14 protein-coding genes are annotated in these 24,193 nt (G+C 69.4%); 5 read left to right on the forward strand and 9 right to left on the reverse strand.

Going from position 1 to position 24,193, the window contains the following annotated elements; genetic code table 11:
* Positions 1–62: 62 nt before the first annotated feature.
* From JGS39_RS03415 to JGS39_RS03455, 9 genes are all read right to left on the reverse strand, one after another.
* Positions 63–1,055 (reverse strand): nucleoside-diphosphate kinase, encoded by a 993-nt coding sequence (locus tag JGS39_RS03415; protein ID WP_219567175.1) that lies wholly within the window; start codon positions 1,053–1,055, stop codon positions 63–65.
* A gap of 1 nt (position 1,056) precedes the next feature.
* Positions 1,057–2,697 carry a carbamoyltransferase N-terminal domain-containing protein gene (locus JGS39_RS41590; protein ID WP_219567176.1) on the reverse strand — a complete coding sequence of 547 codons (1,641 nt, stop codon included), beginning with the start codon at positions 2,695–2,697 and terminating at the stop codon, positions 1,057–1,059.
* Positions 2,694–4,670, reverse strand: coding sequence for a B12-binding domain-containing radical SAM protein (locus tag JGS39_RS03425; protein ID WP_219567177.1), 1,977 nt, complete (start codon positions 4,668–4,670; stop codon positions 2,694–2,696). The genes JGS39_RS41590 and JGS39_RS03425 overlap by 4 nt, the downstream gene beginning before the upstream one ends.
* A 61-nt stretch (positions 4,671–4,731) precedes the next feature.
* Positions 4,732–5,394, reverse strand: a complete 663-nt coding sequence (locus JGS39_RS03430) for a hypothetical protein (RefSeq protein ID WP_219567178.1) — start codon at positions 5,392–5,394, stop codon at positions 4,732–4,734.
* The gene (locus JGS39_RS03435; protein ID WP_219567179.1) at positions 5,391–6,374 is read right to left on the reverse strand and encodes a carbohydrate kinase family protein; all 984 of its coding nucleotides are present in this window, start codon (positions 6,372–6,374) and stop codon (positions 5,391–5,393) included. Before JGS39_RS03435 ends, JGS39_RS03430 begins: the two co-directional genes overlap by 4 nt.
* A complete protein-coding gene (locus tag JGS39_RS03440) occupies positions 6,371–6,793 on the reverse strand; it encodes a RidA family protein (RefSeq protein ID WP_219567180.1) in 423 nt (140 codons plus the stop codon). Before JGS39_RS03440 ends, JGS39_RS03435 begins: the two co-directional genes overlap by 4 nt.
* On the reverse strand, positions 6,786–7,559 hold the full coding sequence (locus tag JGS39_RS03445; protein ID WP_219567181.1) for an SDR family oxidoreductase: 774 nt from the start codon (positions 7,557–7,559) through the stop codon (positions 6,786–6,788). The genes JGS39_RS03440 and JGS39_RS03445 overlap by 8 nt, the downstream gene beginning before the upstream one ends.
* Complete coding sequence (locus tag JGS39_RS03450; RefSeq protein ID WP_219567182.1) at positions 7,556–8,611, reverse strand: hypothetical protein; 1,056 nt, start codon at positions 8,609–8,611, stop codon at positions 7,556–7,558. Before JGS39_RS03450 ends, JGS39_RS03445 begins: the two co-directional genes overlap by 4 nt.
* A 14-nt stretch (positions 8,612–8,625) precedes the next feature.
* The gene (locus JGS39_RS03455; RefSeq protein WP_219567183.1) at positions 8,626–9,636 is read right to left on the reverse strand and encodes a Gfo/Idh/MocA family protein; all 1,011 of its coding nucleotides are present in this window, start codon (positions 9,634–9,636) and stop codon (positions 8,626–8,628) included.
* A gap of 665 nt (positions 9,637–10,301) precedes the next feature.
* Here JGS39_RS03455 and JGS39_RS03460 point away from each other — a divergent pair.
* From JGS39_RS03460 to JGS39_RS03480, 5 genes are read left to right on the forward strand one after another with little or no spacing between them, the layout of a single operon-like run.
* Positions 10,302–10,526, forward strand: a complete 225-nt coding sequence (locus JGS39_RS03460; protein ID WP_219567184.1) for an acyl carrier protein — start codon at positions 10,302–10,304, stop codon at positions 10,524–10,526.
* A gap of 9 nt (positions 10,527–10,535) precedes the next feature.
* Positions 10,536–12,233, forward strand: a complete 1,698-nt coding sequence (locus JGS39_RS03465; RefSeq protein WP_219567185.1) for an AMP-binding protein — start codon at positions 10,536–10,538, stop codon at positions 12,231–12,233.
* Positions 12,233–13,288, forward strand: coding sequence for a hypothetical protein (locus JGS39_RS03470; RefSeq protein ID WP_219567186.1), 1,056 nt, complete (start codon positions 12,233–12,235; stop codon positions 13,286–13,288). The genes JGS39_RS03465 and JGS39_RS03470 overlap by 1 nt, the downstream gene beginning before the upstream one ends.
* On the forward strand, positions 13,285–13,848 hold the full coding sequence (locus tag JGS39_RS03475) for a hypothetical protein (protein ID WP_219567187.1): 564 nt from the start codon (positions 13,285–13,287) through the stop codon (positions 13,846–13,848). The genes JGS39_RS03470 and JGS39_RS03475 overlap by 4 nt, the downstream gene beginning before the upstream one ends.
* 46 nt (positions 13,849–13,894) lie before the next feature.
* The gene (locus JGS39_RS03480; RefSeq protein WP_219567188.1) at positions 13,895–24,166 is read left to right on the forward strand and encodes a non-ribosomal peptide synthetase; all 10,272 of its coding nucleotides are present in this window, start codon (positions 13,895–13,897) and stop codon (positions 24,164–24,166) included.
* Positions 24,167–24,193 lie beyond the last annotated feature (27 nt).

Genomic DNA, 24,193 nt, shown 5'->3' on the forward strand with positions numbered 1-24,193 from the left:
CTGCTTGTCTCTCGTCGTGCCTGGTACGAATCCGGGCTGGTCCGGCCGGACCAGCCGTGCCGTCATGCCGGCAGGGCGGCTGCTCCCCGGTCCTCGGGACAGGCAGGCTCGTCGGCCGCCCACGCGGACCGGCCCACGTCGGGAATGACGGGTTCCACTTCCAGGTGCCGGGCGCTCAGCTCTGCGGCCACCGCCACCCGGTCCCAGTGCCGCCACTTCAGCCCCAGCCGGTCCGCCTGGTCGAGGAGAGACCGCCAGTCCCTGCTTCGGCCCGATCGAACCCGCTCGAGCAGCGAGTTCAGTTCCGTGCCGTCCGGCCGGTCGGCCAGTAACCGGCCCAGCCGCTCGAGTGCTGACTTCCAGGACAGGTCGCAGGCCTCGGTACGTTGCTCGATCTCGGCGAGCACGGCCAGCACCTGGTCGGTCGCGTCCTGTCTGGCATCGAGAGCGCCGAGCAGTCGGGTGCGTTCCGGCCGGTCGAAGAAGATGCCGAGCTCTCGCACGATGTCCGCGGGTTCGTCGGAGACATGGACGTAGGTGAGCACCGAGGCCTGGGCAGCCCCCGCGATCCGCCTGAGATGATGTGTCTCGCGGTCCTCGGGCCGGCTCGGTCCCTTCAGCCCGCTCAGCCGGGTGGTGGCCGGGATCCCGGTCTTCCGGGTGTCCCTGAGCAGTACGTACAGTGACTCGCCCGCCGGCATGATCAGGTCCATCACGTCTATGCGCTCACGGGTGGCGATGTTCAGCTGGTACCGCCACACCTCACGCGTGGTGTGGCGGTCGAACCGGAATCTGCTCCAGGCCACGGGGACGAAGCCGGCGTCCCGCACCGCCGTCAGCAGCCCGGCTCCGCCTCGGGCGGCTACCGCGTCAGGACGCAGAACGAGGGGGGCGACGGTGTGGAGAGCTTCCGCGACGGCCGGCCCCGTGCCCAGCAAGGCCGAGACGTCGTCCCAGGCATCCCGGTAGTACGGATCGCCGGCGTAGATCTCCCGTTTGCGTTCGACCCTCGAGAGCCACTCGGGTACGTGGCAGCTTGGTCCACCTCGCTGCACGTCAGGCCCTCTCGTACAGCATGCCGTCCGACCAGACCGCCGGGACCCGGCCCCACCGCATCGCGCTGCGCACGTCGGGGAAGAAGCCGCTGCCGTTGAGGTTGGCGCTGGTGTTGCACAGCAGCGGAATGCCGCTGAGCCGCTCGTACTCGGTGAGGACCTCGAAGACGAAGGGATCGTCCCGGGGACCGACCGTCTGGACCCGGGCCGTGCCGTCCAGGTGGACCACGGCGGGCACCCGGTTCTGCCAGTCCGGCCGCACCTCGTGCTCGAAGAGCATGTACGGGTCGGGCACACCGGGCGTGAACACCTCCGGCGCCCGCGCCTCCAAGCAGATCGGAGCCACCGGACGGTAGCGCTCACGCCCCTTGACGTCGTTCAGGCGGTCCTTCATGCCAGGGTCGGATGCGGGCGCGAGGATGCTCCGGTGACCGAGCGCCCGCGGCCCCAGCTCGGCCCTGCCGTGCAGCACCACCACAGGGTCCCCCGACTCGTGCAGCCGGCCCGCCAGTTCGGCAGCCGAGCACGGCCGCACCGCCCAGCCCGGCATCGGCTCCGAGGGGACGAGCGCGGGACCCGCGTAGGTATCCCATTCGAGGTGGACGGGGCCGGGGGAGCGAAGCAGTTCGCAACAGGCCGCGCCGAGGGCGCTGCCCGCGTCGTTCGGGAAGGGCGGCACCCATACCGTGTCCGCGATGCCCGAAGCGCGGATGTCACTGTTCCACTTGATGTTGAGGGCACAGCCACCGACCAGACAGAGGTTCCGGGTGCCCCGGCCGTCCGCCGCGATCTTCTCCTTCAGCCCGTCGACCAGTGCCCGGCCCAAGAAGGTGTGAATCGAGGCGAGGACGTCGGCGGGGCGCGCCCCTGTGCAGTCCAGCTCTTCCTTCATCCGGGCCAGGATCCGTCGTCCGGCAGCCTCGGTCAGCAGGTCGTCGTCCGGCTGGTCCGTCCCGAAGACCTCCCGTTCCGCTTCCCGCAGGAGGACTTGCAGGGACTCGACGACTCCCTCGTCCGCGGTGCCGTGGGCGATGTACGCCATGATCTTGCCGGGCAGCGCGAGCGTGTGGGGCCACTGGAGCGGGGCGTCGAAGGGAGGGCAGGCCATGGCCAGGGTGTGATAGGTGTCGCCCAGCATGTGGTGAACCGCGCCCAGGCTCTCCATGACCTGGGTTGACGGGTCGTAGTGGTACAGGAACGGGAACATCGCTCCGTCCCAGCAGAGGACGTACGACGGCTCCGCTGCCCTCGCGAAAGGGCTGGAGCAGTACGCGCTGGCCACATGCCCCGCGTAGTGCGGGTAGCTGGTGTACTCCAGATCGAGCATTCGGGAGACGTAGGGCCGTAGCAGGTTGTCGTCGACCAGTCCCCGGCGGTACGGAGCCAGATCGATCAGCGTCTCCTGGCCGCCCCAGGGCTTCACTTTGTGGGTCTTGCGCCAGCCGTCCACCACGAAGCGGTCCACGTCGGCGAGCCGGTAGCCGTACTCGACGAGCAGCCGGCTCACGATCTCGAGGTCGTCAATGCGCTGATGGCGCGGATTGTTGGCGAGCTTCTCCATCTCGATGGAGAAGACCAGCCGTCCGTCGTCGATGAGGGCGACGCCGCCGTCATGGGTGAGTTTGACACCGCAGATGATCACACTGCGCCTCCGTCCGCTGCCGCGGGGACGGCCGACACCTTCGCGAGGATCTCGTTGGCCCTCGGGGTCAGGCGCGTGGCGATGCCATCGCGGTCACCACCGGCCGGGAACGTGACGACCTCGCAGGAGTGGTCGTAGCGGTCATGTCCCTCATAACCCAGACCGACCCGGAAGCCGTCGATGCCTTCGGCGTGCTCGGCCAGCCAGACCGTCACTTCCCGTGCTCCGCCCTCGCCGTCGGTGTGCCAGGCAGTTCCCGCCCGGGCGACGGCCGTGCCGTCCTCCTCGGTGATCTGCTGGACGCTGTCCGCCAGCGCACTCAGCAGCACGGCATCCGCGGCGAGGCCGTCCAGCAGATGCTCCAGCTCCTGCCAGATCTGTTCCTCGGCCCCTTCCGGGAGGGTCTCGCTGTCCTCGAGGAAGTCGAAGAGCCGTTGGAAGACGTAGAAGTAGCAGTCGCGGTCGGACTGGTCGACCCGGCGCATCGCCTGGCTGAGACACTCGAACAGCCAGCGAGGCATGGGTGTGCGGGTCTTGTCCTCCAGGACCCGCTCCATGAACGCTTCCCGGGCGGCAAGCACGGCCATCGCCCGTGAGTCGGCCTCGTACCTGCGGTGGAACCTGCGGAAGGCAGGCTCGAAGGAGTTCACCCGCGGATCATCGAAGGTGTAGATCCACCGGTCGCCGAGGGCCGAGTCGTCGACCCGGCCCAGTTCGATCATCCGCCGGTACTGAGGGGTGCCCCAGTAGATGTTCATCTTGTTCTGAAGGTGCTGCACCTTGGCGTACCCGGAGTCCCGGATCCACCGGTACTGCTCCTTCAACTCGTCGAAGGTCATCTCCGGGTCGAACATGATGTAGCCGAAGTTGATCTGGTGCGGTGCCATACCGACCTCGCGCAGCTCACGCAGCGCGCGGTCGTTGTCCTCGACGGTGGTGCCCTTGTCCCACCGCAGGAGGACGGAGTCCACACCGGACTCAGCCCCGATGAAGAGACGGTGCATGCCCACGTCCATGAGCCTGCGGACCAGTGACTTCTCAATGGTGTCCGCGCGCATCTCGGCGTAGAAGTTGACCTCCAGCTTGCGCTCGGTGAGCAGGTCGCAGAAGTCGTGGACCCAGCGGATTCCGGTGGGGGAGGGCATGATGAACAGATCGTCCACGAAGGAGAAACGGCTGACGCCGTAACGGTCCTTGACGGACTGCATCTCGTCGGCGATGCTCTCCGGCGACCTGCGCACCACGTTGTGGTCGCCGTAGATCTGGTGGATGGAGCAGAAGGTGCAGGAGGCGTAACAGCCCCGAGACGCCACCAGGTAGGCGGAGTTCGAGCCGCGTGAGTTCTGGGCGAGCATCTCCTGCAGGTCGTGCCGGGCAGGGAAGGCCAGACTGTCGAGGTCCCTGATGCGCGGCCGGTCCGGCGTCCGGACGAACTCGCCGTCCACACGCAGGGACAGGCCGCGCATCTCCCGCAGCGGCAGTCCCTGCTGGATGCGTGCGGCCAGCTCCACGATCGCGTACTCGCCCTCGCCGCGGACGATGGAGTCGATCTCCGCACAGTCGGCGAGGATCTGTCCGTCCGCCGCGCTCGGGAAGACGCCGCCCAGCGTGATGTGTACGTCCCGCCGCACAGCCTTCACGAGGCGGGCGATCTGCCGGGCGGCACGGTAGGTGCGCTGGGACTTGGCGGAGATACCGATCAGCCTTATCCGCGGGTCCGCCAGAAGCCGCTCGGCCACCTCCTCGGGATTGATACCGAGAAGCTCCGCGTTGATGCTGGTCGAGGTGTAGCCGTGCTTGTCCAGAGAGCCGGCCAGGTATCCGAGGGCAAGGCTTTCCCGGTACTTCAGCCGGTTCTTCTGCCATGCCTCGACGAGGTGGGGGTGCACCAGACCCACGACGAAATCGGGGTCCTCGTTGCGGTGATCGGCGAAGGGATGAAGCACCGTCAGCGGCAGGGGTGATCTCTTCACGACGTCCTCAATCAGTTCGGGTGGTGGGGCGGGGGAGAGAGGGAGGGTCGGAACAGGCGTGTCAGGCCAGCAGGCCCAGCTCTGCCAACTTGAGTCGTACGCTGCCCAGTTCGGCGCGCCCGATTTTGCGCTCCCCGGGTTCCTGCGCCTCCTTGGCGTTGGAGCCGCCGACCCGCGTGCGGGTCGTACCCTCGACGAAGTCGTAGATGCGGAAGCTGCTGCGGTCACGTGGCCCCTGGATGACCAGGCTGATGGTGCCGGGGTTGGCGTAGACGGCGTGGACGAACGCGTTGTCGAGCGTGTAGCTGGAGCCGGGCAGCTGCTCCTGAATGAACCTGGGGTCGGGTGCCTGGGCGGGGCGGTTCTCGTCACCCCAGATGTCCTCGACGTTCCCGTACAGAACGTGGCGGTAACTGCCGCGAAGAATCAGCGAGCTGAAGCTCGCGCGATGGTTGTGCGCTTCCTCGACCATGTGGTCTCCGAAGATGTGCAGCCGCAGCCGCACACCGGTCTCCGGATCGTCCTGCAGCACGAACTTCTGGAACGTGTTGAATGCCTCGGCACTTGCGGCGAGCTGTTCGTCCTCCTCCATGCGGTCCCACAACCGGCCCAGTTCGGCCGGCTCCGCCAGCACAGGGAGGGCCGCTGCGGCCGCCTCGTGGACCTGCTCCAGACGGCGCCAGTCGACCTGGTGGAACGCCTTCGTCAGAATGTCGATGCTCATGGTGTTGTCCGCTCCTCGCTTTCAGGCATGAACGATCCGGCGCGGACGGCAGCTGCGGCGGCCGGGAGCCGGTCCAGGGACAGTGACGTGTCGCGCGCACCGGGCACGGTGACCGCGTGGGCACCCGCCGCGGCACCCCAGGCAAGAGCGAGGGGCCAGCCGTGACCGAGGAGCTCGGCGGCCACTGCTCCGGCGGTGAAGGCGTCACCCGCCCCCGTGGAGTCGGTGGCGGTCACCTCCGCGGCGTCGGTGAACCAGACGGTCCTGCCGTCCGAGGCCAGGGCGCCCCGACTGCCCAGAGTGACGACCAGTCCGGAGAGTCCGTGCTGACGGCACGCCCGGAGAATGTGATCGGCCTCGGGGGGAGCGTCGAACATGTCGGTGAACTCGGCACGATTGACGTACACGCGGTGGCAGCGCGCCGCCAGGCGCACAGCCCAGGGGGCACCCGCGTGCAGGCCTCCCGGTGTCCAGTGCACAGGCATACCGGCAGCGCCGGCCGCAGCCACCAGCTCCTGCGCCACGTCCTTCGGCGGGTCGAAGAGGACGACTGTCCGAAAACGTGAAAGCGGCAGGGAGGCGCAGGTCTCTCTCCTCCATTCCTCGGTGGCTCCGCGATACATGAGCATGCTGCGGTGGCCGGGATAGCTGGGGATGAACACCCGTCCGGTCGTGGCACCCGCCACCGCCACGACGTGGTCGTGGCGTACCCCTTGCTGCTCCAGTTCGGTGCGGAGCGAGGCGCCTTCTGCGTCGTCGCCGACCGCGCTGAACAACGACACCCGGCAGCCGAGGGCCGACAGGGCGACGGCGCAGTTCCCGGCGTGTCCGCCGCCGGTCACCAACAGGCCCGTGACCCGCACCGACCCGTCGTCGACGGGTTGCTTCTCGACGGTCAGGTGGTAGTCCATATTGAGGCTGCCGGCTACCAGTACCTCCTGATCCCGGAGGGTGTTCCGGCCTGCCGTGCCGGAACTCACCGCCTTTCCTCCACCACCGCGACACCCGAGATCTCCACCAGGTGCTCAGCGATGGCGAGCCGGGAGACCTCGACCAGAGTGCTCGACGGGGCGGGGTCGCTGAGTACCCGGTTGCGGACTGCGGAGACCGCGGCGAAGTCCGCCATGTCGGACAGGTAGATGACGACGCTGACGAGGTCGGCCAGCTCGCCGCCGGCCTTCTTCAGCACCTCCGAGAGGAGACGGAAGACCGTCTCGGTCTGGACGGTCGCGTCGCCCGGACCGATGACCGTGCCTTCCGCGTCACTGGAGACCTGCCCGCTGACGAACACCATGCGTCGCCCGTTGCCGAGCGGCACGGAGACCGCCGGCGAGTACTTGCCGATGGGGAGGGTGTGGCCAGGAGGCTGTATCACCTGGGTACCGGACGTGTCAGACACTCGTCGGCTCCGTCGCGTAGACCTCCGGAAACATGCCGAAGGATGAGGTGATGGAGGAGAACTGGATCTCGCGGACCTCGAGTCTCCCGGGCATGGCGAACACCGAGGCGATCATTTCGCCGACCTCCGCCATAGTCAGGGCCTCTGGCCTGGAGCCGGGCTGCTTGCCCCGGAAATAGGTGTCGACCCGACTGGGCACCAGAGCGGTCACCCGGACCCCGCTCTCACGGGACTCGCGGCGTGCCGTCTCCAACAGCGACAGGAATCCGGCCTTGGAGGCGCAGTAGGCGCCCCTTCCGCTGAAGGAGTTGTAGGAGGAGTCCGACGCCAGACCGACGATCTGCGAACCGGGCCGGCGGCGCAGGTACGGCAGGGCGGTACGCAGGGTGTGAAACGCACCGTCCAGGTTGGGACCCAGTACCTGGCGCCAGTCGTCGGTGCTCATCTCTTCGAGAGAACTCCAGATCCCGCCACCCGCGTTGACCACGACGCCGCGTAGGGACTCGATGCCCTTCAGGGACTCGGCCGCCGCCTCATCGACCCGGTCGGAATCGGCCACGTCGACAACGGCTGTGCGGACGGGAGTTCCCCAGCGCTCCTCGATCGTGCGGGAAACGTCCGCGAGGTCGGCAGCGGTGCGCGCCCAGAGGATCACGGGATACCCGGCCGCGGCCAGGGAGAGGGCCGCAGCCCTTCCGATGCCCCGGCTCGCCCCGGTGATCAACACCCAGTCCGGGGCGGCGGCCTCCGCCGCAGCACCGCTCATGAGGCGGAGGGACTGAGGGCGGCGAAGCTGGCCTCGACATCGTGCGCGCTGTACGAGGGATGGCCCTTCGGAGGGGACTTCAGGAGCTTGGCGGCAGCGGCCACGAAGCCCTTCTCCTCCGCGCGCAGGGCGGCAGCCGCGATACGGATGAGGTCGATGATGACACCGGCCGCGTTGCTCGAGTCCTGCACGCGCAGCTTGAGGTCCACCTCGACCGGGGTGTTCGCCCACCCGACGCCTTCGATGTTGAGGTAGGCAACCTTGTGGTCCATCAGGTGGGGAACGTAGCCCGCTGAGGGGATGACGTCCACGCGGTCCAGCGGCACACCGTCCTGGGCCAGTGCGTTCAGCTTGGACTGTCGCTTGGAGGCTCCCTGCTCACGCAGGTTGCGGAAGTCCTCGTTCCCACCGAGGTTCAGCTGGTAGGAACTGGCCAGCGTGATGCCGCGTTCCGCGAAGAGTGCCAGCAGCGAACGGTGCACCACGGAGGTACCGATGTGGCTGGCCAGGTCGTCGCCCACGAGCGGTACCCCGGCGGAGACGTACCGTGCATGGAGTTGCTCGTCCCGGCCGACGATCTCGGGGGTGCAGTTGACGAAGGCCACGCCGGCCGTCAGAGCCGCCTCCGCGTAGGCTGTGGCGGCCCACTGCAGACCCGTCGGGAGCGAGTAGAGCAGCACTTCCGCCCCGCTGTCGCGCAGGGACCGGGCAAGACGACGGATCTCGTCGTCCACGGTCGCGTCCGGGGAGATTCCCGTTTCCACTACGACCCCGGTGGGCGCCATCTCAACGCCGAGCCGAGGATAGTTGTTGGGCGCCTGGAAAACAGCCTCGTTCAGCTCGGAACCGACCTTTTCGGCATCGATGTCATAGGCCGCTACGATTTCGACGTCGTAAACGGAGAGCCCGCCGATCTCTGGCCTCTTGATGCCTGGGAACTCCTCGGCAGGAACTCCCTGTGCCGCGAGGTTCGCGTAGTACCGAATCCCTTGGGTCAGTGCGGATATGTTGTTGCCGACGCCTGCCACAGCAACCTTGGCCGAATGTGTCATGTTGATCCTTCTGCTCACTCGCTCAGAACTGCCGGGGAATGTGCGGCAGCCGATTCAAGAAGGCGTTGAGCCGCCAGACCGGCGGAGAAATCCGGGATCCGGGCGTCTGTACCCCCGGTGTTCGATGCCAGGAATGCCGGGTAGGGATTCTCGAGCGATCCGGCGGGCCAAGTGGCGGATTCCCCGGCCACAGAGGAATCCAGGCGGCCCTCGGAGGTGTCCGGGCACACCTCCACCGAGACGACCGCGTCGGTTCCGGAGGCCGTGACCCGCAGTCGGCGGTGTCCGCCGGTGACACGCAGCACGGAAATCGTGGCGATCGTGCCGCCCGGCGACTGCGCGAGTACGGAACCGACATCTTCGGTCCGCCCCGGAACCGGACTTCCTTCCCGCGTGGTCCTGATCGGCCAGACAATGCTGGAGGCGGCGCCGAGAATCGCGTATTCCTGGCCGGTCGTCCAGTTCAACAGGTCGAACAGGTGGACACCTTGGTCGGCGAAGGCGCCTGCCGCTGCCCGGCTCTTCGTATGACGCCATGAGAAGGCCGTCGAAGGGCCGGCCAGGAAGTCGTGGTGGAACTGCAGATCCATATGAACCACCCGGCCGAGCCTGCCGTCGGTGATCATGTCGCGCAGATTGCCGAAGGCGGGGTGAAATCGCCACTGGAACATGGTCATGTGCGGAACGCCGGCCGCTTCGGCCGCTCGGACGACGGACTCCGCGGATTCGACGGTGAGGGTGAGTGGCTTTTCGCAGACGACCCACTTGCCACGCCCGAGCGCCTCCTCTGCGATTTCCGCGTGGAGGTCGACCGGAGCGGCGATCACCGTCAGGTCGTATGCGTCATCGAAGGCGTCCCTCACGTCGTCGCTCACTCGGGGAACGCCGTATTCGGTGGCGATTTTCTCAGCCTTCTCGCGATTCTGCCCGTAGACGAGAAGGCCGCATTCCGCCTCGGGGCAGTTCCGGAGCCACGCGAGATGCTGCTCCCCGAACCCGGCGCCAATTACCGCGGCACGCATCATTGCGCCCCAACTCCTCACCGATCAAGGGACCGGAGACTCAACTAGGAGTTACGGCACCGAGACTGAGACCTGCCTGGCTTGGCCGGGATCTTTCCAGCGTGATCGACACAGCGTCAAGAGTTGACTTCAAGGTTCCACTTGGGGATCCTCCAGCTCCAAGGGTGTGCATCCCGTTGCGATACCCCTTCGGACGCTGTTGTCTTTCCGTAGTCGATGGGCGGCGTTTCCACTGGTCAGGCATAGAGGTGGGTGGTTCGGCGGGATTTGTGGCCTGCCGGGTTGTCGCTCACTTCGGTCGGCACGGCGGAGCAGGTCGTCGCACGCGTGGGATGGCTTCGCCGTCCGGGCAAACGGTTCGAGCAGTGGCAAATCGTATCGGCGCCGGACTTGTCGCCACTGTTCCCGCTCGAAGTCGTTTCCGGCATCCTGTTCAGGCCGGCCACTGCGGGGTGCAAAGTGTCGGGGATGTTCCGGGCGCAATCTCGTACCAACCTCGATGGAACGCCTCCTATTGCCATCCCGCAGCACTGAAGGCCCTTGTGTGGGTGGTCTGGCTGGAGTAGCTTCACCCTGAAATCGGGGAAGTTCCAGTGCCGGCCGGTTGTCTGACGGTGGGGATCCCATCTGCGAATTATCGCAACCACTGAGAACGATGAGGGGAAACTGTGCCGGATTTCGGGCGCGACGAAGATATTCTGGCAAAGTGTGCCGAAATCCTGGGCGTGGAATCGATCGCTGTACACGATGATTTCTTCGGCGTCGGCGGGGATTCCCTCGATGCTGCCGAGGTGAGTGAAATGCTCACCGCGGAGACGGGTCAGGATGTCGCGATGGAGCTCGTACTGGGCAGCCCGACCTTCGGTGACATGCTGAAATCACTGCGCGGCTGATTCCCGCAGATGGAGAACGGCAAGAACATGTACGGCCTGCTGGATCTGCTGGATCGCAGGGCGGCCGACGGCCGTGTCCGCTATGTGCGGCTGGACTCCTCCGCGAACCTTGTCGGAGAGCTGTCCGCCTACGATCTCAGGCGCCGCTCCCGGGAGTTCGGCACTGAGCTGTCCTTGAGCTGCTCGGGCACCGGCAGCCCCTATGTGCTGATCGTGGCACGTGACCCTCTGCGCTTCCTTGAGGCATTCTTCGGCATCCTCCAGGCGGGGATGGTCCCCGTGCCCGCTCCCGGTATGCCCCACGCGCATCGAGGGCACGCCCAGCGGCTCAGCGGCATCATCAGGGCCTCCTGCCCCCGGGCCGTCGTCGTCGACACCCCGGAAGCAGCCGCCGCGCCGGCGATGCCCGAGGACTGTCCGGTCCTGCTCATCGATGAACTGCGGGCGTCGGTCGCTGAGGACGCGCCCCGTGCCGGCGGCGCGCCGGATGAGGTCGCCTACGTCCAATACACTTCCGGGTCCCTCGGCGCACCCAAGCCGATCCTGCTGCGGCACCGCCAGGTGCTGGCCCAACTCGCCCAAGCGGCAAAGGCGTTCGAGGAGACCACGGAGAGCGTCTCCGTGAGCTGGGTGCCCCTCTACCACGACATGGGGCTGGTGACGGCCGTGCTCCGCCCCCTGTGGACCGGGTACACCTCGGTCCTCCTCGACCCCTTCGACTTCGTCCGGGACCCCACGCTCTGGCCCCGGGCCATGAGTGACTGGCGGGCGACCCATACCTCCGCCCCCGATTTCGGCTATGCGTTGTGCAACCGCAAGGTCCCCGACGACACGGGGGAGTACGACCTGACCCGGCTGCGTGTTGCGCGCTCCGCGGGCGAGCCGGTGCGGTCGGCGACGATGCGCGCCTTCGCCGGGAAGTTCCTCAAGGCGGGCTTCGACCATGCGGCGTTCACGCCCTCCTACGGGCTGGCGGAAGCAACGCTCACGGTGACCACATGCCCACCGCGGCAGGCACCCAGGATCCGCACCGTGTCGGCCGCGGCGCTGCGCCGGGGGCACGTCGAGGCGCCTGCCGGCGCGACGGACGCGCAGGAGGTCGTCTCCTGCGGCCCGCCTCTGCGGGGCACCGGCGTGGAGATCCTGGACCCCGACACGCGGGCCGTTCTCGGACCGGACCAGGTCGGCGAGGTGTGGATCAGCGGCCCGCAGGTTGCCACCGCGCCCGACGGCGCGCACCGGGTCGGCAGAACCCTCGGCTGCCGGACCGGCGACCTGGGGTTCCGGGAAGGCGGAGAGCTCTTCCTGGTCGGCCGGGCCAAGGAGCGCTTCCAGCTCGCGGGGGAGAACTTCTACAGCGTCGAGTTGGAGGCCGTCGTGGCTGCCGTGGACGACCGGATCCGGCCGGGCCGCACGGCGGTCTTCGTCGCCCAGCTGCCGGGCGCCCCCGCGCCCGTTCCGGTCGTCCTGGCCGAATGCAGGGCGGAGGCCCAGGAAGAGACCGACGCCGGCACTGCGCGGTCCCTGGCCCGCCGCATCGTCTCCGCGCTGGGCCGGGGCCCGGGCCTGCCGGTATCCGTGGTCTGGCTGGTGCCGGCCGGCACGCTGCCCGTCACCACCAGCGGGAAGATCCAGCGCGGCCGCTGCCGGGACGCTTTCGAGGAGAACTCCATGCCGACCATCCACCGCTACGGACAGGGACTGTGATGCGCGCAGGGCCGCAGCCGCAGGGCGCCCCGCGGACAGAACTCCTGCCGGAGAATCTGGCCCAGGACGTCGTCGACGAGATAGACGCTTACCTGGAGCGTGTCCCGCACGGCACCTCCTGCCTGGCCACGGGTTCCCTGATAGAGGGCTTCGGCAACAGCAACTCGGACATCGATCTGTATGTGATCCAGCCGTCGGGCAGCACTGCCACCAAACCCATAGCCATCGGCATCCGCGATTCGCGCTATGTCGACGTCGAGTACCTGAATCTCGCGGCGCTCCACAAGCTGGCCGACGCCTTTCGGGACACCACCCCGGACGAGGCCCCGCAGGCCCTCACCCTTCGCGACTTCGACCGCTACTACCGGCTGTCGGTCGCTGCCCGGCTGAAGGTCACAGATGAGGCGGAGGCCGTCCTTGACCGATGCTCCGCCGAGCGGTCCGCAGCCCTCTTCGCCCGGTGGTCCCTGGCACAGGCGGCCGCGTATCTGGCGCGAGCGACGGTCGCCGGGGCGCTGCGAGAAGTCCCGCGGGCCGTGATCCTGGCCCGCCAAGCGGCGGTGTGGCGGGCGACCTCGCAGCTGGCGGACGAGGGAGAGGCCTATCCCAGGCTGAAGTGGGTCACGGTGAAGGCCGCCCGCCGGTTCGGAGCGGACACGCCCGGCTACCGGTCCTGCCTCCAGGGGCACGACTTGACACCCGCCGATCTCGAGTCGGGGCTTGTCGCTCTGCGGGAGCGCATCTCGCCGGACATGGCCACCGGCGGGGCCGGGGACGCCGTCAGCTGGACACTCGCCGAGGATGTGGCGACGGTGACCGACGGGACCGGCTTGCACCTGATCCGGGGCAGCAGGTCCATCACACGGATCGAGGGACTCGCCCGGATGCTCATCGGTCACCTCACCGAGGGCGCCTCCTGGCCGTCCGCCGTGGAGCGGACCGCCCGGCAGCTCGCGGTATCCCCCGGCGACGTCCGCACGACCGCAACCCCGCTGATGCGGGAGCTCGCCGACGCCGGCTATGCGGTGTCCAGTGTCCAGGGGGTCCAGCGATGACCGTGCACAGTCTCCCGCTCAAGGGCTGGGTGCGGACCAAGCGCCGGGTCAACGCCATCGAGCTGGACGTCATGGCCCTGCGCTACGACCTGGACGGTGCGCTGGACGCCGGTCAGTACGGACTCGCCTGGTGGGCCGGACAGGCCATGCTCACCGCGGCGGTTGAGCTTTCCCTGGTCGAGTCCGGCGTGGAACTGCGCGGCCAGGAGGATCCCGTGGAGCGCGCGTGCGCCGCCCTCGACGCCCTGCACCGGGTGAACCCCGTTCTGGCGGAGGCCGCATGGGAGCTCTGGCTGCGTCCGCAGCCGTCGGAGGGTGAGATCCAACGGGCGCTCGACGAGATACTCGCCCTCATCGAGCAGCGGCTGGGACTGCCCTGGGTGCTGTCGCGTCAGCAGGTGGTGATGCGCTGGGCCGCGAGCACCAGCGTGCTGCGTGCCGTGGCGAAGCAGCTCGGCATGGCCGGGGCCGAGGACTGGTACCTCGGTGGCTCGGACTCCCCGGACCTCGACTGGTACAGCGAGATCGTCGCAACGCTGGAGCAGGAGCGCCGACGGTAACCGCCCGCCCGCCCATCTCCGGTCCACACGAACCTCGGGAGACTCTGTGAGCGACCGTACGACCGCGCCCGCACGGCTGTCTTCGGGGCAGGAACGCCTGCTGTGGCTCCACGAGCTGGACCCTGAACACGGCGGCTACCACCTGCCGCTGATCCTCCGCTTCGCCCGGGGAATCAGCACGCAGGTCCTCTCCGGCGCCCTGGACCAGCTGGCGGCCAGGCACGCGGTGCTGAGTTCCCGTTGCGTGCGAGACGAGGCGGGCAACACCTTCCAGGTGCCCGAGCCGGACTTCCGGGTGCCGCTGGTGCGGACCCGGGAGTCCGCCCCCGGGGAGTGGCAGGAGATCGCCGGCCGCGTCCTCACGGAGCCCTTCGCGCTGTTCGCAGCCCCGCCCGTACGGGCGCTGATCGTGGACTGCACGGACGGCTCCTCCGTCGTCATGCTGGCCATGCACCATCTGGCGTGCGACGGAAGGTCTCTGTGGATCCTGACCGAGGACCTCGTCGCCCTCTGCCGGACAGCACGGCGCGGCGAATCCCCGCAGCTTCCGCCGGTGACCCGGACGTACGCCGACTTCGCCGACGCGGAGCGGGCCGAGCTGGGCGAGACGGTGCTGGAGCAGCGGCTCGCCCACTGGCGTCAGGAACTCGCCGGCATGCAGGCAGCCTCGCTGCCCGGTGATCTTCCGGTCCCGCGGCCCGGCACCACGGCACACGAGATTCCGTTCAGTCTGTCCGCCGCGCACACTCAGGCACTGGAGCGGCTGGCCGGCCAACATCGCTCCCCGCTCACCGCTGTGGTCGGTGCCGCCTTCCAGGCATGGCTCGCCCGGCACACCGGCCAGTGCGACATCACGGTCGGCCTGGCACTGGACGCCCGGCGCGGGCGGCATGACGACGGTGTTGTCGGATTCTTCGTCAAGAACCTCCTGCTACGTGGCGTCCTGGAGCCCGGTACGTCCTTCGTGGACCTGATGAAACAGCTCACGGGGAGGCTACGGACCTCCCGCAAGCAGCACCTGCCGTACGAGCGGATCCTCGCCGAGGCGGGTGCCGCCACCGGCCGCGGCACCGAGCCCGTCAACGCCTTCCTGATCCATCACGGCGTACGGCCCGCCGTCACCGCCCTCACCGATGACACCGGACACGACGTCACCCGGCTGTGGCTGCCCAACGAGGCTGCGCGCTTCGATATCGAGCTGAACAGCAGCGTCGTCGATGGGCAGTTGTCCGGGGACCTTCGCTTCCGGTCCGGTCTCTTCAGCCGGCGCTTCCTCGATGGCGCGGTGGCGCGCTTCGTCCGTCTCCTGGAGAACGCCGCCACCGAACCGGACACACCCCTCAACCTTGTCGCACTGCTGTCCCCGAGCGAACTGGGGAACGCCGCCGCCATCGGCCGGAGCGGGCGAGCCCCGGCAGAGCCCCCACCGCTGGTCCCGGAGCTGCTCCGGCAGCAGATCCGCAGAACACCCGACCGGACCGCGCTGGTCCACGGCGACACCCGACTCTCCTACGCTGAGCTCGGCCGACGCGCCGGGCGCCTGGCGCGGCTGCTCACCAACCGCGGTATCGGCCCCGAACAACGCGTAGCGCTCCTGGTGCCGCGCTCGGACACTCAGGTCGTCGCGCTCCTCGCGGTGCTGACAGCCGGTGGTGTCTGCGTCCCGCTCGACCCGGACCAGCCGCCGGCGCGCACGCACGGCATGCTCCGGGACGCGGACGTCACGCTGCTGCTCGACACGGCGGAGACCGCGGCACACCTTGGAGACCTCGTAGGCCTGCCCCGGCCGGCCCGCCTCACCCTGGACGAACCCGCTGTCGCGGGCGCCTGGCAGGAGGAGCCCGGTGGTGGCAGCCCGGAGGAGCCGGGTCCCACCGAGGTGCGCCCCGAGAACGCCGCGTACGTCATCCACACCTCGGGTTCGACCGGACGCCCCAAGGGCGTCGTGGTGGAACACCGCCAGCTGGCCCACCTCCATGCGCAGATGGTGCGGGAGGCCTTCATCCCCGGCACGCGGCGCCTCGGGCGCGACCGGCTGCGCGTCGCCCTGACCGCGGCGCTCACCTTCGACGCATCCTGGCAGGGGCTGCTGGCACTGGTGCACGGACACGAACTGCACCTCGTCCCCGACCACGTACGCCGGGACGCCGAGTCCCACGTACGCTACCTGCGCGAACACGCGGTGGACCTGGTGGACGCGACACCGACGCACGCCGGGCAACTCGTCGAGGCCGGTCTCCTGGACCGGCCCGGCTGTCCCGGCATGGTGCTGGTGGGCGGGGAACCGGTGAGCCAGGCGCTCTGGGACCGGCTCCGACAGGCCAGTGAGGTGGAGGTCCGTAACTGCTACGGGCCGACCGAGTTCACCGTCAACGCCACGACGTGTCTGCTCGGCGACGTTCCCGCACCCAGGATCGGCCGCCCGCTCGACGGTCTCGGGGTCCTCGTGCTCGATCAGGCCCTTCGCCCGGTTCCTCCCGGCGCGCGAGGCGAGATCTACCTGCACGGCCCGCAGATCGCGCGGGGCTACAGCGGGCAGCCGGGGCTCACCTCGTCCCGCTTCGTGGCGGACCCCCACGGGCGGCCGGGAAGCCGCATGTACCGGACCGGCGACGTCGGCCGCTGGGACGCGGACGGGCAACTGGTCTTCGACGGGCGCGCCGATGACCAGCTCAAGGTAAGGGGCTTTCGCGTCGAGCCCGGCGAGATCGAATCGGTACTGACCTCACATGCCTCGGTGCGTCAGGCCGCCGTCGTGGCACGCCAGGACACCGACGGAGTCACCCGGCTCAGCGCCTACGTGGTGCCCTGCGACGGCGCCACAACCCGGGGCGGAGAGCTGCGCGCACATCTGACCGCGCGGCTGCCGCGCCCGATGGTGCCCGACAGCATCGTGCTCATCGACGCGCTGCCCCTCACCGCGAGCGGCAAAGTGGACGCACGGGCACTCCCCGACCCCACACCCATGGCGTATGACGACCGGCCGGACACGACGGACGCTCCGCGCTCGCCGCGCGAGGACATCCTGTGCCGTCTGTTCGCACAGACGCTCAACGTCGAGAGTGTCACCCGCGACGACGACTACTTCGTGCTCGGCGGGCACTCGCTGCTGGTGACGCGGCTGCTCGCGCGCATTCGTTCCGTGTTCGGATCCGACCTCCGGATCCGTGACGTCTTCGACCACCCCACCCCAGCCGCTCTGGCCCCCCTGCTCACCCGGACGGATTCCCGGCCACCGCTGGCTGCGCGGACGCATCGGGGCGACGTACCCCTGTCGGCGGCGCAGCAGCGGCTGTGGTTCATCGCGCGCGCCGAAGGCGCCACGGACACCTACAACATCCCCCTGGCCCTGCGGATCTCCGGCCCGCTCGACGCCGAGGTCCTGCACCTCGCCCTGCTGGACGTGGTGGCACGGCATGAGCCTCTGCGCACCGTCTTCCCCGAGCGGGACGGCGTGCCGCGGCAGCGCGTCCTGCCTCACCACCCCGGGCCCCTGCTCGTTCGCGCCGACACTTCCGAGCACGGTCTGCCGGCAGCCCTGGACAATGCGCTGCGCCATGCCTTCGAGCTGACCCGGGAGCCGCCCTTGCGATGCGTGCTCTTCCACATCGCACCGGGGCAGAACGTACTGCTGCTCCTGCTGCATCACATCGCCGGTGATGCCAGGTCGAGCGAACTGCTGCGACAGGACCTCGTTGTGGCCTACGAGGCCAGGCTGCGCGGAGACATGCCGCAATACCCGCCGCTGCCGGTGAGCTACGCCGACTACGCGGTGTGGCACCGCGAGGCCTTGGGGGAGGGGGACGATCCGGCGAGCCTGGCGAGCCGGCAGACACGCTACTGGCGCGAGACGCTCGCCGACCTGCCGCCGGAGCTCGACCTCCGGGCCGACCGCCCGCGCCCGGCCGTCCCCGAACCCCGTGCGCACGTACTCGACTTCGTCCTGGACCAGGAGACCCACCGAGCCCTGTCCGCGCTTGCCCGCGAGGAGAACGTCAGCCTCACCATGGCCCTCCAGGCCGCCGTGGCGATGCTGCTCCACCGAATCGGCGCCGGCAGCGACATACCTCTCGGCGGAGTCGTCTCCACCCGTGCGGACGAGCAGGTCGGCGACCTGGTCGGCTTCTTCGTCAACACCCAGGTGCTGCGCTTCGACCTCTCCCGCGGACCGGACTTCCGGACGCTGCTGCGCCGTGTCCGCGAAACCGTACTTGCCGCGTACGACCACCACGAACTGCCCTTCGAGCGCGTCGTGGAGATTGTCAACCCGCCCCGCTCGGTGTCGCGTCACCCGCTCTTCCAGGTCATGGTCGTCGTGCAGGAACGCGGCGGCGAGGAGAGTTTCACCATGGCAGGCGCCACCTGCCGCCCCGAGCCGACCACCCTTGCCGCGGCGAAGTTCGACCTGTGTCTCACCTTCGCGGAGCAGACCGGGAAAGACGGTGGCCTCGCCGGAATCGGTGTGCGCATCGAGGCCCGAGCGGATATGTACGAACCCTCCACCGTCGAACGGCTGTCCGGCTGGCTGAGGCGGCTGACGGCCGCCGCCTGCGTCGGGCCGGACACGGCTGTCGCACGGCTGGACATGCTCGCCGAGCCCGAGAACGGACACCTCACCCGCGCCGGAACCGGCACGGCCGCCACCGTGCCCGAGGTGACCGTGCCGGAGCTGTTCCGTATCCGGGTGGCGAGTCATCCGGACTCCACGGCGGTGACGTGGGAGACGGGGCGGCTCAGCTACGCGGACCTGGACGCCTGGGCCGACCGGATCGCCGGAGCACTGCGTGCGGGCGGTCTGAGCCGTGAGGACCGGGTGGCGTTGCTGCTCGACCGTGGCGCCGCCGCCGTCGCTGCCCCGCTCGCGGTGCTGAAGGCCTCCGGGTGCTACGTTCCGCTCCACGCCCGCGACCCTGAGCAGCGGCTGCGGCAGGTGCTCACCGAGTCCGGTGCCCGGCTGCTGATCACAGACAGCGAGCACGCCGAGCGGGCGGCAGCTCTGGGCCTGCCCACCCTCGTGCTCACCGGGACCGGAACACCCGGCCCGGCAACGGGCGGAGCGGGTCCCGTCGTGCAGCCGGACCTGCTCCCCGACCATCTCGCCTACGTGATCTACACATCCGGCTCCACCGGAGTGCCGAAGGGAGTGGCGGTCACCCACCGGTGCGTCGTCGAACTCGTCGAGGACGGGAGCTGGCACGGGGGCGGGCACGAGCGGGTCCTGATGCATTCACCGCTCGCCTTCGACGCCTCCACCTACGAGCTGTGGGTGCCCCTGCTCAACGGCGGCGAAGTGGTCGTGGCCCCCGCCGGCGATCTCGACCTGGACACCCTCGGACGTGTGGTGCGCGAGTGCCGGGTCACGGGGCTCTGGCTGACTTCCGGGCTCTTCCAGGTCGTGGCGGACGTGGCCCCCGAGACGCTGCGCGGACTGCGGGAGGTCTGGGCGGGAGGTGACGTCGTGCCACCCGCCTCAGCGGCGCGCGTCGCCGTGCACTGCCCGGAAATCTCGATCGTCAACGGATACGGCCCGACCGAGACGACTACCTTCGCGGCGTCGTACCGGCTGGAGCGCGCCACGGTCCCGGAGCGCGCCCTGCCGATCGGCACGCCGCTCGACAACACACGTCTCCACGTGCTCAACGAGGCGTTGACCCCCGTACCACCCGGCGTTCCGGGCGAGCTCTACATCGCCGGTGCCGGTCTCGCCCGTGGCTACCTCGGACGTCCGGGCATGACGGGCGAGCGCTTCGTCGCCTGTCCGTTCGGGCCCCCCGGCAGCCGCATGTACCGCACGGGCGACCTCGTCCGCTGGGACGAGGGCGTGCTGGTGTTCCTGGGCCGCGGCGACCAGCAGGTCAAGCTGCGTGGTTTCCGTATCGAGCCGGGAGAGGTGGAAGCCGCGCTCACCCGTCATCCCGCCGTGCGGCAGTCCACCGTTATTGTCCGGCAGGACGCGGGCGGCGACGGCCGACTGACCGGATACGTGACCACCGGCCATCGCGCGCCGGACCCCGCGGAGCTGCGTGAGTTCCTGCGGGGGCACCTACCGCCTTACATGATCCCCTCCGATATCGTGCCGATCGCCGAACTGCCTCTCACCGCCGGCGGAAAGATCGACCGCAGGGCGCTCCCCGTCCCATCCGGGCCGAGTGCCTCGGCCGAGCCCGGGACACCGGGCGACTCCGTGACGGAGGCGATGTGCGCGATATTCGCCGAAGTGCTCGGCAACGGCGTGCCGTTCTCGGCCCGGCAGGACTTCTTCGCAGCCGGCGGCAGCTCCTTGTCCGTCATCCGGCTGATCAGCCGCGCCCGGAGCGTGCTCGCCGCTGAACTGACCGTGCGCGACGTCTTCGAGGAGCCCACTCCGGCCGGACTCGCGGCCCGGCTGTCCGCGGCCGGGGACAGCGCGCATTACCGGCCCGCCCTGCGTCCCGGGACGGCCACCGGGGAACCGGTGCTGGCCCCCGTGCAGCACGGTCTGTGGTTCCTGCAGCAGCTCTCCGGGTACCGCGCCGCATACAACGTCCCCTGCGCTCTCCGGCTGACCGGCCCGCTCGATGTGGTGGCGCTCCGCCGTGCCCTGCACGATCTCGCCGGGCGCCACGACGCGTTGCGTACGCGCTGTCCGGAGCGGGACGGCAGCCCGTTTCCGCAGGTGGTCCCTCCGGGCGAGCTGCCCGAGCTGTTGGCGGTGGAGTCTGTCACCCCCGAGGAGCTGGCCCGGCGGCTGAGGGCGGAGGGTGACCGCGAGTTCGATCTGGCGAACGAGTTGCCGATGCGAGCCCTGCTCTGCACGAGCGGAGAGGGAGAGCACGTGCTCTCCCTGGTGTTCCACCACATCGCGGTGGACGGCTGGTCGCTCGGACCGCTGCGGCGCGACCTGGGCGACGCATACCGGAGCCGGGCCGCGGGCCATGCGCCGGACTGGGCTCCACTGCCGGTGCGTTACGCCGACTACGCCGTCTGGCAGCACCAGCTCCTGGGCGGCGCCGAACAGCCCTCCGACTTCGCACGGCGCCAACTGGACTTCTGGCGGAACACTCTGGCGGAGCTGCCCGAGGAGCTGCCGCTGCCCTACGACCACCCGCGTCCGGACGAGGACCGGATCACCGCGGGGCGGGTCACGATCGGCTGGGGGCCCGCGGTGCACCGGCGGCTCTCCGCCGTGGCCCAGGAGTCGGGCACCTCGATGCTGGTCGTCGCCCACGCGGCGGTCGCCGCACTGCTGGCCCGTACCGGTGCCGGACACGACATCCCGTTGGGCACGCCCGTCGCGGGGCGGACGGACGAGGCTCTCAACGACATGGTGGGCTACTTCGTCAACACGGTCGTACTGCGTCTCGACGTCTCGGGAGACCCGGACTTCCGCGAGCTCGTCCGTCGCGCACGGGACACCGCGCTGTCCGCGTTCGCGCAACAGGAACTCCCGTTCGACCGCCTGGTCGGGAGCCTCAGCCCGCATCGGGTGTCCTGGCGGAACCCGCTGTTCCAGACCATGGTCACCTGCCTGGAGGCAGAATCAGGCACGCCGGACTTCGGCGAGGTATCGGCAACCGCGGGGGAGACCCGGCTGAGTACGGCCAAGTTCGACCTCGCCCTCGAATTCCGTGAGCGCCCTGACGGCCGGGGGCTGGACTGCCAACTGCTCTACTGCGCAGAGCTCTTCGAACCCGAGACAGCCCAGTGGCTGGCAGATGAGCTTCGTTCCCTCGTCGACCAGCTGAGCGAGCGACCGGACCTCCCGGTGACCGCGCCGGGACGTTCGAACGCCGCCCCGGCGAGGAGACAGGAGCCGACGCCCGACGCGGTACCCGCCCCCCTCGTCCTGGACGTGCTCCGGCAGCGGATCGCGGAGGTCCCCGACTCGCCGGCCCTGGTCGCCGAGGACGGAGAGCTCACCTTCGGAGAGTTGGGGGAACGCCTCGGCCGCCTGGCCCACGCACTCCGAGCGAGGGGCATCGGACCGGAGCAACGCGTGGCGGTGCTGATGCCCCGGTCGGGCCGCCAGATCACGACCCTCCTCGCCGTGCTCGCGGCGGGCGGCGCGGCCGTACCGCTCGACGTCTCCCATCCGGTGCGACGCAGTGCGAACATTCTCCGGGACGCCCGTGTCTCACTCGTTCTCGCCGACGGCGAGTCGGCCTCGCGGCTCTCGGCGGAGTCAGGGGTTCCCTGTCTGGACCTGGACTCCCCCCAGACACTCGCCGAACTGGCCGCCGCGCCTGCCCGGCTTCCCGGCCAGGAACAGCCCCGACCGCCGATATGCGGGGAACACGCCGCATACGTGATTCACACCTCGGGGTCGACGGGCCGCCCCAAGGGCGTGCTGGTGGAACACCGCCAACTGGCCAGTCTGCTCGCCGAGATGTCCCAGCAGATCTTCCGGGCCGCGACGGAGGAACTGGGCCGCGAACAGTTGCGGGTGAGCCTCACCGCCTCCGTCGCCTTCGATGCTTCCTGGCAGGGAATTCTCGCGCTCGTCGCGGGACACGAGCTGCACGTCGTCCCGGAGACCACCAGGAGCGACCCCCAGGAGTACACCCGGTATCTCCTGGACCGGCACATCGATGTCGTGGACGCTACGCCGACGTATCTCGCCCAGCTGGTGGAGGCGGGGCTGCTCGACGACTCCGGGCGCGCCCCGGGCCTGCTGCTGATGGGCGGCGAGCGGGCCGACCGGAACCTGTGGACGAGGCTGCGCGCAGCCGCAGGGACTCGGACCTACAACGTCTACGGGCCCACCGAGTTCACGGTCAACGCCACGGCCTGTCTTCTGGCCGGACGACCGGCGCCGCGCATCGGCCGTCCGCTGGGCGGAAACACGGTGTACGTCCTGGACGATGCCCTTCGCCCCGTGCCGCCCATGGCGCGTGGCGAGATCTACCTGGCCGGGGCGCAACTCTCCCGTGGCTACGTGGAGCAACCGGCCAGGACGGCGGAGAGGTTCGTCGCTGATCCGTACGGTCCGCCCGGCTCCCGTATGTACCGGACCGGCGATCTGGCCCACTGGGACGCTGCCGGGCAGCTGGCCTTCGACGGACGAGCGGATGACCAGGTGAAGCTCAGAGGCTTCCGGGTGGAGCCGGGAGAGATCGAGGCTGCGCTCGCCCGGCATCCGGACGTGGGGCAGGCGGCGGTGATGCTGCGGGAGGACGAACCCGGCAAGGCACAGCTGGTCGCCTACCTCGTTCCGGAGGCCGAGGAATGTGAGGCGCGTGCCCTTCGAGGCCACCTCGCCGAGCAACTCCCCGCTCACCTCATCCCGTCGGCCTTCGTCCGCGTCGACGCCCTTCCCATGACCACGGCCGGCAAACTCGACCGGCGCGCCCTCCCGGCTCCGCTGCCCGGGGACGCCGCGCCGGGCTCCGGGGACGTCGCGCGGGGCCCGGAGGAGGAACTGCTCTGTCAGGAGTTCTCCGAGGTGCTCGGAATCCCCGATGTGGGGCCGGAGGACGATTTCTTCGAACTCGGCGGACACTCGCTGCTCGCGGTCCGGCTGGTCAGCCGGCTGCGCGGCTTGCTGGGGCTGGAGCCGACCATCCAGGACGTGATGCGGGGGCGCTCGGTCGCAGGACTGCTCCGGGTGCTGCGGGGCGGCTCGGGCCGGAACCCCATGGCCGCAGTACTGCCGCTGCGCAAGGGGACGGGCACACCCCTCTTCTGCGTCCATCCGGTGACCGGACTCAGCTGGTGCTACGCCGGCCTGGTGCGTCACCTTCCGGCGCACGTTCCGGTTGTCGGCCTGCAGCCCCCGGGCTTGAGCGGCGCCGGGCGCCAGGCCGCGAGTGTGCGGGAACTCGCCTCGGAGTACGTGCGACTGGTGCGCGAGTACCAGCCACACGGGCCCTACCAGATCCTGGGGTGGTCCTTCGGGGGGAACGTCGCCCATGCCATGGCGGCCCAGCTTCAGAACGCCGGGGAAGAGGTGTCGCTGCTGGCGCTGCTCGACAGCTACCCCCTCAACGAGGTTGCCGCCCGCGGCGCCGGGCGGGAGCCGGATCCTGCGAGCGTGCTTCGCGAGCACCTCACGGCCGAGGTGCTGCGAGGACTGTCGCCGGAGCACCTCGGCCGGCTGGAGATGGTGACCGGCCACCACCTGCGCCTCGGGCCCCGGGACGTCCCGGGAGTCTTCCGCGGCGATGTGCTCCTCGTGACAGCCGAGGAGCCAGGGCGCCCCGCTTGGCTCGGCTCCGAGCTCTGGGAGCCCTATGTGGAAGGGAAGCTGGGTGTCGTGAGAGTCGACTACGCACACGTCGAACTGATGAGTCCCGGCGCACAGGAACGGATCGCGGGGATTCTCGCCCTCGGCCTCCGCTAGGGCCTTTCGTCTGGATCAGGCCGGACC

Source organism: Streptomyces poriferorum (assembly GCF_019399235.1).
Lineage (GTDB): Bacteria > Actinomycetota > Actinomycetes > Streptomycetales > Streptomycetaceae > Streptomyces > Streptomyces poriferorum.